We start from the raw sequence: 14,310 nt of genomic DNA, 5'->3' as shown, positions 1-14,310 counted from the left end.
GCTGACGGAGTTCAACGAGCGGGTCGTTCTACGATTCGGCACGGTTTACGGCGCATCGGTGCTGGTCGACCATGTGTTGAGCGACTTCGGCGGCCGTACCGCCGCCCAGGCGATCGAGGACGGCGTCGAGCCCCGCGACGTCTGGCGGGCATTGTGCGTCGACTTCGATGTGCCCCGCGATCAGTGGTGATCTCGTTGGTGCCGTAGCCGCAGATTCGACGCGAACCCTTCAGCGCCGGGTCGAGCGCGGCGTCTGGGGAAACACGCAATCGCCGCAAACGGAGCCCCCGGGGATGCGGTAGAAAAGGCAGCAGCTGCGGCGCCGGAAGCCCAGATGCGGGCCGGTGATCGCGCCGGACCCGGCCAACGTGCCGGTGTTCAGCAAGGCGTTGGTGATGCTGACGAGCGGGTGGCCCAAGTCGGGCCGCGCCGAAAGCAGGGCCTTCGACGCTCCGACGAGCGCGGACGCGATGTTGCCCGACAGCAGCCCGGGCGCCAGTCTGACCCGCAGGCCGGCCGCCAGCGGCTCCATATGTTCTTCCACCACAACGCGATACAACAAGTCTGCCGAAAGCTCGATGGCTTCTCCGACGGGTTCGGGCAGGCGGAGCTGCGCCCCATCGTCGGCACGCTGCAGGTCGGTCAGGTCCGGAACGACGCCGTGGCACAGCGCGCACGCGAGCACGGGTGACCACAGCCGGGTGGCATGGCCGAGGTGAACAAGCGAGGCGCCGATCCGCAAGTCCGTGGTGTGGTAGCGGTGGACGGTGGCGTCGATCAGATCGGCGCAGCCGTCGGCGTAGGAGTCGCCGACCGGATGCCACCCGGCTGGGTCGCCGCCCACGGTCAGCGCGAAAAAGCCTTTGTAGGAGGAAATTTCAGCCAGCTGGACAGAGATGTCCATGCGACCGCCCTCTCCGGGGAGATCCGCCCCAGTTGTCTCGAGGAAGCGCCGACGGTGAGTGTCTGGCTCTCGGGTCAGGGCACCCGATCACAGTGGCGGGACCGCACCGGATTCACACCGGTTTCCTCGTCGAGGCCCGTCGTCGCCTTTCGGTAGCCGATATTGCCACACGCGGCGTGTTAACTTGAGTCGAACACGTGTTCGGCTACTGTGGTCAGAGTTCGATGGAACCGACTTGTCAGACCCCGCGCCTAATGTCTGGGCCAACCGACCGAACCGGTCAACCGAACACCGACTACAGGAGAGGCACCATGACGCAAGCCCCCGACCGCGAGAAGGCTCTCGAACTGGCGATAGCCCAGATCGAGAAGAATCACGGCAAAGGCTCGGTGATGCGTCTCGGCGACGAGGCGCGTCAGCCGATCTCGGCCATTCCGACCGGGTCTATCGCACTGGACGTGGCGTTGGGTATCGGCGGCCTGCCGCGCGGCCGGGTCGTGGAGATCTACGGCCCGGAGTCCTCGGGTAAGACCACCGTCGCGCTGCACGCGGTGGCCAATGCCCAGGCCGCCGGCGGTGTCGCGGCATTCATCGACGCCGAGCACGCCCTGGACCCCGAATACGCCAAGAAGCTCGGCGTGGACACCGATTCCCTGCTGGTCAGCCAGCCGGACACCGGTGAGCAGGCCCTCGAGATCGCCGACATGCTGATCCGCTCCGGCGCGCTGGACATTCTGGTCATCGACTCCGTTGCGGCATTGGTGCCGCGCGCGGAACTCGAAGGCGAGATGGGCGACAGCCACGTCGGCCTGCAAGCCCGGCTGATGAGTCAGGCGTTGCGGAAAATGACTGGCGCGCTGAATAATTCGGGGACTACGGCGATCTTCATCAACCAGCTTCGGGAAAAAATCGGAGTGATGTTCGGGTGTGGATCCTGGTACACCAACGTCACACTGGCCGACGGGTCGACTGAGAAGCTCGGCAAGATCGTTAACCAGAAGATGGACGTCGAGGTTTTGTCATACGACTTCGAGACCGGGCGAATTGTGCCGCGCAAGGTGACCAACTGGTTCAACAACGGCAAGACCGAAGAGTTCTTGCACTTCAAGGTTGACAGAGCTGGTGGTGGGACTGGCCGTGGCCACGCCAGTTTGGCCATGACTCGGAACCACCTCATCCGTACCCCGGGCGGCTGGCGTGAAGCTGAAGACATCAGGGTTGGCGACCGTGTGATGTTGGCGCAACCAAGCCTGCTTAGTGAGCAGCAATGGGAAGTTCTACTGGGATCTTTGATGGGCGATGGATGCCTATCTCGTCCAGTTCGGAGAGATTCGGAAAGTGCCCGACTCCGTATGGGGCACGGTGCAAAGCAATCGGGATATCTCGACTGGAAGGTCTCCCTTCTCGCGAACATCCCGCATAGTCGCACCACCAATGGCAAGGGGGCAGTGTTTGCGGACTTCACTCCGCTCTCCGAGCTTCATGAGCTGATGAGCGCGGTGTACCTAGGTGACGGTAAAAAGTTCCTCTCCGAGGAATACCTGAAGGCGCTGACCCCGCTGGCGCTAGCCATCTGGTACATGGACGATGGGTCGTTCAGCCTCCGCTCCAAGGGCTTACAGCAACGCACCATAGGTGGAAGTGGACGAATTGAGATCTGCGTTGAGGCAATGAGCGACGGGTCGCAGGTGCGTCTTCGTGACTACCTGCGTGATACACACGGATTCGATGTTCGGTTGCGGCGGGCAGGTGCGGCGGGCAAGGCGGTGTTGGTCTTTTCGACGCAAGCCACCGCCAAATTCCAGGAGCTAATCGCGGCGTACGTACACCCGTCCATGGCATACAAGCTCTTGCCGCGTTTCCGTGGTCAGTTCAGCGTGGAACCGCAGTTTGTTGCGCCCACGATGCAACTAATGCCGGCGCGTGTCACTGAGATCGAGTCAAAGACGAATTACCCCATCATGAGTCGCTTCGATATTGAAGTTGAAGGTTCACACAACTACTTTGCCGACGGAGTGATGGTGCACAACTCGCCCGAAACGACCACGGGTGGAAAGGCTTTGAAGTTCTACGCGTCGGTGCGCCTGGACGTGCGCCGGATCGAGACGCTCAAGGACGGGACCAATGCGGTCGGCAATCGCACCCGAGTCAAGGTCGTCAAGAACAAGTGCGCTTCACCCTTCAAACAAGCCGAGTTCGACATCCTGTATGGCCGCGGCATCAGCAAGGAAGGTTCGCTGATCGACATGGGCGTGGACCAGGGCTTTATCCGCAAGTCTGGTTCCTGGTTCACCTACGAGGGCGAGCAACTCGGCCAGGGCAAGGAGAACGCCCGGTGCTTCCTTATGGAGAACGCCGACGTTGCCAACGAGATCGAGAAGAAGATCAAGGAAAAGCTTGGCATTGGCGCGGTCGTGACCGATGACGACGTCCTGCCCGCCCCCGTCGATTTCTGAGCCGTCTCGCGAAGAGCAGGCGCGGGCGTTGTGCCTGCGCCTGCTCACCGCGAGGGCGCGGACCCGGGCCGAGTTATCCGGCCAGCTGGCGAAACGCGGATACCCCGGGGACGTCAGCGACCGGGTGTTGGACCGGCTGGCCGCCGTCGGGCTGGTGGACGACGCCGCGTTCGCTGAGCAGTGGGTGCAGGCACGACGATCCAGCGCCGGCAAGGGCAGGCGGGCTTTGGCCGCCGAGCTGCACACCAAGGGCGTCGACAACGACGTGATCACCAAGGTGCTGGCCGGGATCGACGGCGGTGCCGAGCGGGAGCGGGCCGAGCAACTGGTGCGGGCCAAGCTGCGGCGGGAGAACCTGGACGGAGATCAGATGCGAGTGGCCCGTCGGCTGGTCGCGATGCTGGCCCGGCGCGGCTACGACCAGACCTTGGCCAGCGACGTGGTCGGCGCCCAGCTGGCCCTGGAACTCGAGCGGCGCAGCATATAGGCCTTCGGTCGAGGGCCGCTGAGCTGGGTCGAAGCGTTTGCAACGGTCCAACCGCCGTACCATGGCCCCGTGAGTTCGAAGGTGGCGCCAGAAGCCGCAACCGTGGCGGCGCCCGACGCTGTGGTGCGCACCTACCAGGTGCGCACCTACGGCTGCCAGATGAACGTCCACGACTCCGAGCGGTTGGCGGGCCTGCTCGAAGCGGCCGGCTACCAGCGGGCGGCTGACGGGACCGACGCCGACGTCGTCGTCTTCAACACCTGCGCTGTCCGGGAGAACGCCGACAACAAGCTGTACGGCAACCTCAGCCACCTAGCCCCGCGCAAGCGCCGCGATCCCGACATGCAGATCGCGGTCGGGGGCTGCCTGGCCCAAAAGGACAAAGACGCTGTGCTGCGCAAGGCACCGTGGGTCGACGTCGTCTTCGGCACGCACAACATCGGGTCGCTGCCCACGCTGCTGGACCGGGCCCGGCACAACAAGACCGCCCAGGTGGAAATCGCCGAGGCGCTGCAGCAGTTCCCGTCGTCGCTGCCGAGTGCTCGTGAATCTGCTTATGCCGCTTGGGTTTCCATTTCCGTCGGATGCAACAACAGCTGCACCTTCTGCATCGTCCCGGCGCTGAGGGGCAAGGAGGTCGATCGCAGCCCGGCCGACATTCTGGCCGAGGTGCGGTCGCTGGTGGACGACGGCGTGCTCGAAGTCACTCTGCTGGGACAGAACGTCAACGCCTACGGCGTCTCCTTCGCCGACCCCGCGCTGCCGCGCGACCGCGGCGCCTTCGCCGAACTTCTCAAGGCGTGCGGACGCATCGACGGCCTGGAACGCGTGCGGTTCACCAGCCCGCATCCCGCCGAGTTCACCGACGACGTCATCGAGGCGATGGCGCAGACGCCGAATGTCTGCCCCGCCCTGCACATGCCGCTGCAGTCCGGATCCGACCGGGTGCTGCGCGCGATGCGGCGGTCCTACCGCGCAGAGCGCTACCTGGGCATCATCGACCGGGTCCGGGCGGCCATGCCGCACGCCGCCATCACCACCGACCTGATCGTGGGCTTCCCCGGCGAGACCGAAGAGGACTTCGCGGCCACCCTCGACGTGGTGCGACAGGCCCGGTTCGCGGCGGCCTTCACCTTCCAGTACTCCAAGCGCCCCGGCACACCGGCCGCCGAACTCGACGGGCAGGTGCCGAAATCCGTTGTGCAGGAACGCTACGAGCGGCTGGTCGAGCTGCAGGAGCAGATCTCCCTGCAGGGGAACAGCGCACTGGTCGGACAGCCGGTCGAACTGCTGGTCGCCACCGGGGAAGGCCGCAAAGACACCCGCACGTCGCGCATGACCGGGCGGGCGCGCGACGGCCGGCTGGTCCACTTCACCGCCGATCAGCAGGTCCGCCCCGGTGACGTAATCACCGCGACGGTCACCGAGGCCGCACCGCACCATCTCATCGCGGACGCCGGCATCCTGACCCATCGCCGCACCCGCGCCGGTGACGCGCACGCCGCCGGGCAGCGGCCGAAAGGGGTCGGACTCGGTATACCCGCTATCGGCCGGCCGGCCGAGTCGATCGAATCGCTCGGGTGCACCCGATGAACGCGGCGCGCAACGGCGGGGAATTCGACGCCTTCCGGGCCGAAATCGAGGAGGCGGAACGGCGGGTTGCGCGTGAGATCGACCCTGGCCCAAGGGGGTTCGTGGTCGCCATCCTGGTGTTCATACTGCTGGGATCGTTCGCGCTGTCGCACACCGGCAACGTGCGCGGCTGGGATGTGCTGTTCAGCAGTCACGGCGCCGGTGCGGCCGCGGTGGCCCTGCCTTCGCGGGTGTTCGCCTGGCTGGCCCTGGTGTTCGGGGTGGGTTTCTCGATGCTCGCATTGATGACGCGGCGCTGGGCGCTGGCCTGGGTTGCGCTGGCCGGTACGGCGGTGGCTACGGTCGCGGGGATGTTGGCCATCTGGTCGCGCCAGACCGTGGCCGCTGGTCACCCAGGTCCGGGTCTGGGGCTGATCGTCGCGTGGATCGCGGTGATCCTGCTGACGTTTCACTGGACCCGCGTGGTCTGGTCGCGCACCATCGTCCAACTGGCGGCCGAGGAAGAACGGCGCCGGGTGGTGGCACAACAGCAGTCCAGGACGCTGCTGGACAGCCTGGAAGACGACGCGGACGCCCCCGACACCCCCGAGAAGCCGACCGACGAGGACGAGGACCGCTAGCGGGCGCGTCCCTGGGGCGTACAGACGAATGCCAGCGTTAGTTCCGGCGGGTCAGCGCTTGGGCCGCGGCGTCGGCCCACTGCTCCCACTGTTCGGCATTGGCCCTGGCCTGTTCGGCTTCTTTCGTCCGGCCGGCCGCCGCGGCCTTCTCCGCCTGCTGGGCGTACTGCTGGGCACGGGTGCGGAACTGCTCGGCGCGGGCCTGCGCCTGGGGGTCGGACCAATCGGATTCGCCGGCGTCGCGCAGCTTCTTCTCCACGGCCCGCAGCCGCCGCTCCAACTCGGCGCTGCGTTCCCGCGGCACCCGGCCGATCGCGTCCCATTTGTCCGCGATCGAGCGCAGCGCTGACCTGGCGGAGTCGAGGTTGCCGGTGTCCAGCTTTTCCGCCTCGACCAGCAGCGCCTCCTTGGCCGCGGCATTGGTCCGCAGCTCCGCGTCCTTTTCGGCGGTCGCGGCGTTGCGGGCGGAGAAGAAGGCGTCCTGGGCGGCCTTGAACCGACGCCAGAGCGTGTCGTCGATATCCCTGGTCGCCCGCCCCGCGGCCTTCCATTCGGTCAGCAGCTTGCGGAACTCAGCGCTGGTCGCAGTCCAGTCCGTCGACTCGGAGAGCTCTTCGGCGCGCTCACAGAGCCGCTCCTTGGACTGCCGCACCCCTGAGCGCTCCCGGTCCAGCTCGGCGAAATGTGATCCGCGTCGCCGGTTGAACGTTTCCCGGGCCGCCGAATATCGCTTCCACAACGCGTCGTCGACCTTGCGGTCCAGACCGGTGATCGTCTTCCATTCGTCGAGGATTGCGCGCAGCCGGTCGCCGGCGACCTTCCATTGGGTCGAATTGGTGGCCAGGTCCTCGGCCTCGGCGGCCAGCGCCTCCTTGAGGTGGGTCTGAGCGGCCCGATGTTCGTCGCGCCGGGAGCGAACCGCCACGACGATGACGTCGATGCGAGCCAGCAGGTTGGTCAACCGCTCCTCGAGCGCGTCGATGTTGCCCAGCACGCAGGCCGTCGGCAACGTCTCGGCCAGCGCGGCCGCATTGGCCCGGATCTTGCGGGCATCGCCGGTCCCCGACGTCAGCCGCTCCTCCATCAGCGTGATCTCGGTGCTCAGGTCGTCGAATCGCCGTCCGAAATGCGCGAATGCGGCTTCCGGATCGCCGGCCTGCCAGGAGCCGATGACGCGCTCCCCGGCGGCGCTGATCAGCCAGACCGTGCCGTCGTCGTCGACACGCCCGAACTGGTGTGGGTCGCTGTGTGTGGGCACCGCGAACGGGTGGGAGAGGAGTCGTGGCGCCGGCCGGGGACCGGGCCGCGGTCCCGGACGTGGCGCCGGCTTGGGTGAATCGTTGCTGCCAGGCTCGTCGGCCGTCATGCGCTCGTCACCTACCCTTTGCACCCTTCGCGCGGCGATATCCCGCGCATCTGCCGCGCGTAGCGGCACCCTTTCACCGGCTCTTGTCACCGTCCAACAGTATTCAAGCAGCTTGCCGGGCCGTGTGTGCGTGGCTTCGCCATGCCCGCCCCGGCAACTCCACAGATGCTAAGGGTCGCATAACGGTTCGGTTCCAGCGTCCGCCGGACCCTTGGGCGGAAGTCGCGCGGCCCACTACCGTGGCAGCCAACCGGGGGTGGAGCTGGGGGGCTCTGCAGCACCCTCGCGAGGGTCGATACCACGGCATCTTCGCCGGGGCTCGCGAATACACAGCGATCGCACAGGTTACGCACGGGACGATTAGTTAAGTGTCGAAGGGGGGTGCCGCGTGCTGAGTAATCGCTTACCGGGCGGACATCGTGGCGGATATCAGGGAGGTGGTCTGTGATGGCGAAAGTGGATATCGCCGTGGTCCTCGCCCTGCTTGCCGCGTTCGCCTCCGCGGTCGGCAACGTCTTCCGGCAGCGGTCCGCGCAGGAGATCACCGACACGGAGGTGGGCCACCTCGAGCTGTTCGGGTTGTCGCTGCGCGACACCCGGTGGTGGCTGGGCGCCGGCGGGGCGGTCGCCAATTACGTTCTGCAGGCCGCGGCCCTGGCGCTGGGCTCGGTCGTGCTGGTGACGGCACTGCAGGTGACAGCGCTGCTGTTCGCGCTACCGATCTACGCGTATCTGACCAAGGTCCGGGTGACCCGCCGGGAGTGGGCCTGGGCTGTCCTGCTGGCCGCCGCGCTGGCGGTGGTCGTCACGATCGGCGACCCCGGCGGCGGCGCGTCGCGGGGCTCGCCCGGGGACTGGATCGTGGTCGCCCTGGTGATGGGTCCGCTGGTGGCGTTCTGTCTGCTGGGTGCCCGGGTCTGGAAGGGCACCGTGGCTGCGGTGCTGCTGGCGGTCGCCGCCGGCTCGTCGCTGGCCCTGTTCGCGGTGCTGACCAAAGCGGTCGTCGAGGTGCTGAGCGGCGGCGTCGGTGCGTTGCTGCTTTCCCCGGAGTTCTATTTCTGGTTGGCAGCGATGCCTGCGGGCATGATCTTTCAGCAGTCGGCGTATCGCGCAGGGTCGCTGACTGCCGCCCTGCCGACGTCGGTCGTCGCCAAGCCACTGGTCGGCTCGCTGCTCGGCATGCTCGTGCTCGGTGAGACGTTCCACACCACCCAGTCGGGGCTCGTCGTGGTCGTAGTCGCAGTGGTGCTGGTGATCGTCGCCACCGTCGCCCTGGCGCGGGGTGAGGCGGAGAACGTCACCGAAGAGGCGATCGAGAGCGGCCGCTTTCCCGTCATCACCGATCCGCGGGTGATACAGCAAGCGGCCAGCGGGTCGGCCGGCCTGGTTCGCAGCCCGACGCGGTAATCGCGCCCGGTCGCCGGTTAGTTTGGTGACGTGCTGAGCGCCATCGCGATCGTTCCTTCCGCGCCGGTGCTGGTTCCCGAACTCGCCGGAAGGGCCGCGCCGGCAGACCTGAGCGCGGCGGTGCTGGCCGCGGCCGCCTTGTTGCCGCCGCGCTGGATCGTGGCCGGAACGGGCCGCGCGGACGACGTACTGGGCCCCGACTGCGAAGGCACCTTCGCGGGCTTCGGCGTCGACGTGCGGGTCGGGCTCTCCCCGCAGGAAGCCGAACTGGCCGAGTTGCCGCTGTGCGCCCTGATCGGCGCCTGGGTGCGCGGCCAGGCCCGGCCCGACGCCAGCGCCCAGGCGCGCGTCTACCGCGAAGACCACGACGCCGACGTCGCACGGGCCCTCGGTCGGCAGCTGCGCGCCGAGCTCGACCAGTCCAGCGACCCGATCGGTGTGCTGGTGGTGGCCGACGGGGCGAACACCCTGACACCGACCGCCCCGGGCGGTTACGAACCCGGCAACGCTGAGGCCCAACAAACCCTCGACGACGCGCTGGCCAGCGGCGATAGCGCCGCGTTGACGCGACTACCCGGTCAGATCCTGGGCCGGGTGGCGTTTCAGGTGCTGGCGGGCCTTACCGAACCCGGGCCGCGAACGGCCAAGGAGCTCTACCGTGGAGCGCCCTACGGTGTGGGCTACTTCGCAGGCGTCTGGCAGCCGTGAGACCGCTGGCTATCATCGGCCCGACCGGCACCGGCAAGTCGGCGCTGGCGCTCGAGGTCGCCGGCCGACTCAGCGGCGCTGAGATCGTCAACGCCGACGCGATGCAGCTCTACCGCGGCATGGACATCGGCACCGCAAAGCTGCCGGTCGCGCAGCGCCGCGGCATCCCGCACCATCAGCTCGACGTCCTGGACGTCACCGAAACCGCCACGGTCGCCCGCTATCAGCAGGCCGCCGCGGCCGACGTCGAGGCGATCGCGGCCAGGGGAGCGGTGCCCATCGTGGTGGGCGGCTCGATGCTCTACGTCCAGTCGCTGCTCGACGACTGGTCGTTTCCCGCCACCGATCCGGCGGTGCGGGTGCGCTGGGAGCGCAGGCTTGCCGAGGTCGGGGTGGGCGAACTGCACGCCGAGCTGGCCAGCCGCGACCCCGCCGCAGCCGCGGCGATCCTGCCCACCGACGCCCGTCGCACGGTGCGGGCACTCGAGGTGATCGAGCTCACCGGTCAGCCGTTCGCCGCGTCCGCGCCGCGCATCGGAACCCCGCGGTGGGACACCGTCATCGTCGGGTTGGACTGTGAGACAACGACTCTCGACGAGAGGCTGGCCCGGCGCACCGAGGTGATGTTCGAACACGGCCTGGTCGAGGAGGTACGCGTGCTGCTGCGCGCCGGCCTGCGCGACGGGGTCACGGCGGCACGTGCGCTGGGCTACGCGCAGGTGATCGAGGCGCTGGACGCCGGTGGCCGATCCGACCAGTTGCGCGAGTCGCAGGAGCAGACCTTCGTGGGCACCCGCCGCTACGTGCGACGGCAGCGATCGTGGTTCCGTCGCGACCACCGGATCCGCTGGCTGGATGCGACGGGGGAGGCCGACGGCCTCGCCGACGACGCATTGCGGTTGTGGCGGAACGTATCCTGATCACATGTTCTTCGCCAAGGGCCACGGCACCGAGAACGATTTCGTGCTACTGCCTGACGTGGAGGGCGAGCTGGATCTCACGCCCGACCGGGTGGTCGCCCTGTGCGACCGGCGCCGTGGGCTGGGTGCCGACGGGGTGCTGCGGGTCACCACCGCCGGCGCCGCCTTGCGGTCCGGCAGCCTCGAGCGTCTGCCCGACGGTGTGAGCGCCTACGACTGGTACATGGACTACCGCAACGCGGACGGGTCGATCGCGCAAATGTGCGGCAACGGCGTGCGGGTATTCGCTCATTACCTGCGTACGGCCGGTCTGGAGCCCCGCGACGAGTTCGTCGTCGGGTCACTGGCCGGCCCGCGGCTGGTCACGGTCCACCAGGCCGATGCGGCCACCGCCGATGTGACCGTGGACATGGGCAAGGCCAACCGGCTGGGCACCGGGGAGGCCCTCATCGGTGGCAGGCGCTTCAAGGGCATCGCGGTCGACGTGGGTAACCCGCACCTGGCCTGCGTGGATCCGGAGCTGACACCCGACGAGCTGGCGGCGTTGGATGTGGCGGCGCCGGTCAGCTTCGACACCGATCAGTTCCCGGACGGGGTCAACATCGAAGTGCTGACCGCGCCGGACGCGGGAGTGATCCGGATGCGCGTGCACGAGCGCGGGGTCGGTGAAACCCGGTCGTGCGGGACGGGGACGGTCGCGGCCGCCGTCGCCGCGCTGGCGTCCGCCGGCGCGGACACCGGACGGCTCACCGTGCGCGTACCGGGCGGTGACGTCGTGGTCACCGTCACCAACACCACCAGCTACCTACGCGGCCCGTCCGTCCTGATGGCCCAGGGCGAGCTCGCGGACGCCTGGTGGAGCGCGCTCGCCTGATTATTCAGATGCGCAGCTCTTCGAGGCGTGCCACCATCGGATATTGGCTATGACAAATCCAGAGCCCGACATGGGCACCCCAGAATCCGTACCGAGCCCCGGTGAACTCGCCCTCGAAGACCGGTCGGCGCTGCGCCGGGTCGCCGGGCTGTCGACCGAACTGGCCGACGTCTCCGAGGTCGAGTACCGCCAGCTGCGCCTGGAACGCGTCGTCTTGGTCGGCGTGTGGACAGAGGGCAGCTCGGCAGACAACCAGGCCAGCATGGCCGAGTTGGCCGCGCTGGCCGAAACCGCGGGCTCGCAGGTGCTCGAAGGACTCATCCAGCGCCGCGACCGACCCGACCCGTCGACCTATATCGGCTCGGGCAAGGCCCAGGAGCTGCGTGAAGTGGTTTTGGCGACCGGCGCCGACACTGTCATCTGCGACGGCGAACTGTCGCCGGCGCAGCTCACGGCGCTGGAAAAGGCGGTGAAGGTCAAGGTCATCGACCGCACCGCGCTGATCCTCGACATCTTCGCCCAGCACGCCACCAGCCGGGAGGGCAAGGCGCAGGTATCCCTGGCCCAGATGGAGTACATGCTGCCGAGGCTGCGCGGCTGGGGCGAGTCGATGTCGCGGCAGGCCGGTGGCCGTGCCGGCGGCAGCGGCGGCGGGGTGGGCCTGCGCGGTCCCGGTGAGACCAAGATCGAGACCGACCGGCGCCGCATCCGCGAGCGGATGGCCAAGCTGCGCCGCGAGATCAAGGACATGAAAATGGTCCGCGACACCCAGCGCGGCCGCCGGCTGGAAAGCGACATGCCGTCCATCGCGATCGTCGGCTACACCAATGCGGGCAAGTCCAGCCTGCTCAACGAGCTGACCGGGGCCGGGGTGCTGGTCCAGGACGCATTGTTCGCCACCCTGGACCCCACCACCCGCCGCGCGGAGTTCGACGACGGGCGCCCCTACGTGATCACCGACACCGTCGGCTTCGTCCGGCACCTGCCCACCCAGTTGGTGGAGGCATTCCGTTCCACGCTGGAGGAGGTCATCGACGCCGATCTGCTGGTGCACGTCGTGGACGGTTCGGACGTCAACCCGCTGGCCCAGATCGACGCCGTACACCAGGTGGTCTCGGAAGTCATCGTGGCAAACCAGGCGGACCCGGCACCGGAGTTGCTGGTGGTGAACAAGATCGACGCGGCCAGCGATCTGACGCTGGCCAAGCTGCGCCACCAACTGCCCGGCGCCGTGTTCGTCTCGGCCAGCACCGGGGACGGCATCGACGTGCTGCGGCGCCGGATGGCCGAACTGGCCATCACCCCCGACGAGGCCGTCGAAGTGGTCATCCCGTACGACCGCGGCGACCTGGTGTCACGCGTGCACGCCGACGGTCGGGTGCTGCACGCTGAACACACCGAGGACGGCACCTGGATCCAGGCCCGCGTTCCGGCGGCCCTGGCCGCCGGCCTCCGGGAATTCTCGGTCGACGGGTGGCAGATGTAGCGCTCGGCCCGGCCAACCGCCGACCAACCACCCGGTTGGTATATCTTGGGCGGCAGAGTTCCCGTCGCCCGGAAGGTCATCCATGAGCAGTGCCGTCAAGTACCAGCGCACTCTGTTCGAGCCCGAACACGACCTGTTTCGCGAGTCCTACCGGGCCTTCCTCGAGCGCCACGTCGCGCCGCATCACGAGGAATGGGAGAAGGCGAAGATCGTCGACCGTGGAGTGTGGCTCGAGGCCGGCAAGCAGGGCTTCCTCGGTATGGCGGTGCCCGAGGAGTTCGGCGGCGGGGGCAACCCCGACTTCCGCTACAACACCATCCTCGTCGAGGAAACCGTCAACGGGCGCTACAGCGGGATCGGGTTCGGCCTGCACAACGACGTCGTGGCGCCGTACCTGCTGGAACTGACCACCGAGGAGCAGAAGCACCGTTGGCTGCCCGGGTTCTGCACCGGCGAGCTCATCACCGCGATCGCGATGACCGAACCCGGAACCGGCAGCGACCTGCAGGGCATCAAGACCCGCGCGGTCAAGCAAGGTGACCATTACGTGCTCAACGGATCAAAGACGTTCATCACCAACGGGATCAACTCCGATCTGGTCATCGTGGTCGCGCAGACCGATCCGGAGAAGGGCGCGCAAGGTTTCAGTCTGCTGGTCGTCGAGCGCGGCATGGAGGGTTTCGAACGCGGCCGCCATCTGGACAAGATCGGGCTGGAGGCTCAGGACACCGCGGAGCTGTCGTTCACCGATGTCAAGGTTCCGGCAGAAAACCTGCTCGGGCAGGAGGGCATGGGTTTCATCTACCTGATGCAGAACCTGCCGCAGGAACGCCTCAATATCGCCGTCATGGCGGCCGCGGCCATGGAGTCGGTGCTGGAGCTGACGCTGCAATACACCAAGGAGCGCAAAGCTTTTGGCAAGTCGATCGGCAGCTTCCAGAACACCAGGTTCGTGCTGGCCGAGCTGGCGACCGAGGCCACCGTCGTGCGCATGATGGTCGACGAGTTCATCCGGTTGCACCTCGACCACAAGCTGACGGCCGAACAGGCCGCGATGGCCAAGTGGTACACCACCGAGAAGCAGGTGCAGTTGATCGACCGCTGCCTGCAGCTGCACGGCGGCTACGGCTACATGCGGGAATACCCGGTCGCGCGTGCTTATCTGGATGCTCGGGTGCAGACGATTTACGGCGGCACGACCGAGATCATGAAGGAGATCATCGGCCGCAGCCTGGGCGTCTAGGACGTCCGGCGCTGGTGAAGAGGGTGTACATGGCCCGGCCGATGAGTGCGTGACGTAACCTCGGCCCTTGTGTCTTCGCTTATCACGCCGGCGATCGCCGAGGCCGCCGTGCTCCAGCCGAGCCCGCGGAACGCCCGAGTCAGCGGTGTTTGTTCATCGCGGCACGGCTGTGAAATGGCATCATTTCGACATCGGCGCGGTATCTGTTTTCGCAATTTTACAGATTTGACTTCGCAATTGACTTTC

The 14,310-nt window shown here is 67.3% G+C and carries 13 protein-coding genes and 1 riboswitch; of the genes, 11 read left to right on the top strand and 2 right to left on the bottom strand.

Going from position 1 to position 14,310, the window contains the following annotated elements:
* The first annotated feature begins 1 nt into the window (after position 1).
* A complete protein-coding gene (locus tag VML93_RS24505; protein ID WP_325614868.1) occupies positions 2-190 on the top strand; it encodes a DUF3046 domain-containing protein in 189 nt (62 codons plus the stop codon).
* Between the two features lie 39 nt (positions 191-229).
* Here VML93_RS24505 and VML93_RS24500 read toward each other — a convergent pair whose 3' ends face one another.
* On the bottom strand, positions 230-904 hold the full coding sequence (locus VML93_RS24500; protein WP_325614867.1) for a (2Fe-2S)-binding protein: 675 nt from the start codon (positions 902-904) through the stop codon (positions 230-232).
* Between the two features lie 36 nt (positions 905-940).
* Positions 941-1,060: riboswitch (cobalamin riboswitch) on the bottom strand.
* A 155-nt stretch (positions 1,061-1,215) separates the two neighbouring features.
* On the opposite strand from VML93_RS24500, the gene recA reads away from it, so the two are divergent.
* The 4 genes from recA to VML93_RS24480 all read left to right on the top strand — a co-directional run bounded on the left by recA (position 1,216) and on the right by VML93_RS24480 (position 6,060).
* Positions 1,216-3,360, top strand: a complete 2,145-nt coding sequence (gene recA, locus VML93_RS24495) for an intein-containing recombinase RecA (RefSeq protein WP_325614866.1) — start codon at positions 1,216-1,218, stop codon at positions 3,358-3,360.
* Positions 3,326-3,847 (top strand): recombination regulator RecX, encoded by a 522-nt coding sequence (gene recX / locus VML93_RS24490; protein ID WP_325614865.1) that lies wholly within the window; start codon positions 3,326-3,328, stop codon positions 3,845-3,847. Before recA ends, recX begins: the two co-directional genes overlap by 35 nt.
* Positions 3,848-3,916: 69 nt before the next feature.
* Positions 3,917-5,440 (top strand): tRNA (N6-isopentenyl adenosine(37)-C2)-methylthiotransferase MiaB, encoded by a 1,524-nt coding sequence (miaB, locus tag VML93_RS24485; RefSeq protein WP_325614864.1) that lies wholly within the window; start codon positions 3,917-3,919, stop codon positions 5,438-5,440.
* Positions 5,437-6,060 carry a hypothetical protein gene (locus VML93_RS24480; protein ID WP_325614863.1) on the top strand — a complete coding sequence of 208 codons (624 nt, stop codon included), beginning with the start codon at positions 5,437-5,439 and terminating at the stop codon, positions 6,058-6,060. Before miaB ends, VML93_RS24480 begins: the two co-directional genes overlap by 4 nt.
* A gap of 37 nt (positions 6,061-6,097) precedes the next feature.
* Here VML93_RS24480 and VML93_RS24475 read toward each other — a convergent pair whose 3' ends face one another.
* Positions 6,098-7,426, bottom strand: coding sequence for a DUF349 domain-containing protein (locus tag VML93_RS24475; protein WP_325614862.1), 1,329 nt, complete (start codon positions 7,424-7,426; stop codon positions 6,098-6,100).
* 447 nt (positions 7,427-7,873) lie between these two features.
* Between VML93_RS24475 and VML93_RS24470 the strand changes: the two genes are divergently transcribed.
* From VML93_RS24470 to VML93_RS24445, 6 genes are all read left to right on the top strand, one after another.
* Positions 7,874-8,833, top strand: coding sequence for a DMT family transporter (locus VML93_RS24470; protein WP_325614861.1), 960 nt, complete (start codon positions 7,874-7,876; stop codon positions 8,831-8,833).
* 30 nt (positions 8,834-8,863) lie between these two features.
* Positions 8,864-9,541 (top strand): hypothetical protein, encoded by a 678-nt coding sequence (locus VML93_RS24465; protein ID WP_325614860.1) that lies wholly within the window; start codon positions 8,864-8,866, stop codon positions 9,539-9,541.
* Positions 9,538-10,461, top strand: a complete 924-nt coding sequence (gene miaA, locus VML93_RS24460) for a tRNA (adenosine(37)-N6)-dimethylallyltransferase MiaA (RefSeq protein ID WP_325614859.1) — start codon at positions 9,538-9,540, stop codon at positions 10,459-10,461. The genes VML93_RS24465 and miaA overlap by 4 nt, the downstream gene beginning before the upstream one ends.
* Before the next feature lie 4 nt (positions 10,462-10,465).
* On the top strand, positions 10,466-11,335 hold the full coding sequence (gene dapF / locus VML93_RS24455) for a diaminopimelate epimerase (protein WP_325614858.1): 870 nt from the start codon (positions 10,466-10,468) through the stop codon (positions 11,333-11,335).
* Positions 11,336-11,384: 49 nt separating this feature from the next.
* Positions 11,385-12,821 (top strand): GTPase HflX, encoded by a 1,437-nt coding sequence (gene hflX, locus VML93_RS24450; protein WP_325614857.1) that lies wholly within the window; start codon positions 11,385-11,387, stop codon positions 12,819-12,821.
* Positions 12,822-12,903: 82 nt separating this feature from the next.
* Positions 12,904-14,064 carry an acyl-CoA dehydrogenase family protein gene (locus VML93_RS24445; RefSeq protein ID WP_325614856.1) on the top strand — a complete coding sequence of 387 codons (1,161 nt, stop codon included), beginning with the start codon at positions 12,904-12,906 and terminating at the stop codon, positions 14,062-14,064.
* The last annotated feature ends 246 nt before the right edge of the window (positions 14,065-14,310 follow it).

Origin of the sequence: Mycobacterium sp. (genome assembly GCF_035499775.1) — a bacterium.
In the GTDB taxonomy this organism is placed as follows: Bacteria; Actinomycetota; Actinomycetes; order Mycobacteriales; family Mycobacteriaceae; genus Mycobacterium.
The sequence above is the reverse complement of the archived record's forward strand: the minus strand, read 5'-3'. Positions and strand labels throughout refer to the sequence as shown.

Bases quoted from the DNA above. Each gene is read 5' to 3' on its own strand.
- VML93_RS24500 (WP_325614867.1), bottom strand. From the start codon at position 904: ATGGACATCTCTGTCCAGCTGGCTGAAATTTCCTCCTACAAAGGCTTT.
- recA (WP_325614866.1), top strand. From the start codon at position 1,216: ATGACGCAAGCCCCCGACCGCGAGAAGGCTCTCGAACTGGCGATAGCC.
- recX (WP_325614865.1), top strand. From the start codon at position 3,326: ATGACGACGTCCTGCCCGCCCCCGTCGATTTCTGAGCCGTCTCGCGAA.
- VML93_RS24480 (WP_325614863.1), top strand. From the start codon at position 5,437: ATGAACGCGGCGCGCAACGGCGGGGAATTCGACGCCTTCCGGGCCGAA.
- VML93_RS24475 (WP_325614862.1), bottom strand. From the start codon at position 7,426: ATGACGGCCGACGAGCCTGGCAGCAACGATTCACCCAAGCCGGCGCCA.
- VML93_RS24470 (WP_325614861.1), top strand. From the start codon at position 7,874: ATGGCGAAAGTGGATATCGCCGTGGTCCTCGCCCTGCTTGCCGCGTTC.
- dapF (WP_325614858.1), top strand. From the start codon at position 10,466: ATGTTCTTCGCCAAGGGCCACGGCACCGAGAACGATTTCGTGCTACTG.
- hflX (WP_325614857.1), top strand. From the start codon at position 11,385: ATGACAAATCCAGAGCCCGACATGGGCACCCCAGAATCCGTACCGAGC.
- VML93_RS24445 (WP_325614856.1), top strand. From the start codon at position 12,904: ATGAGCAGTGCCGTCAAGTACCAGCGCACTCTGTTCGAGCCCGAACAC.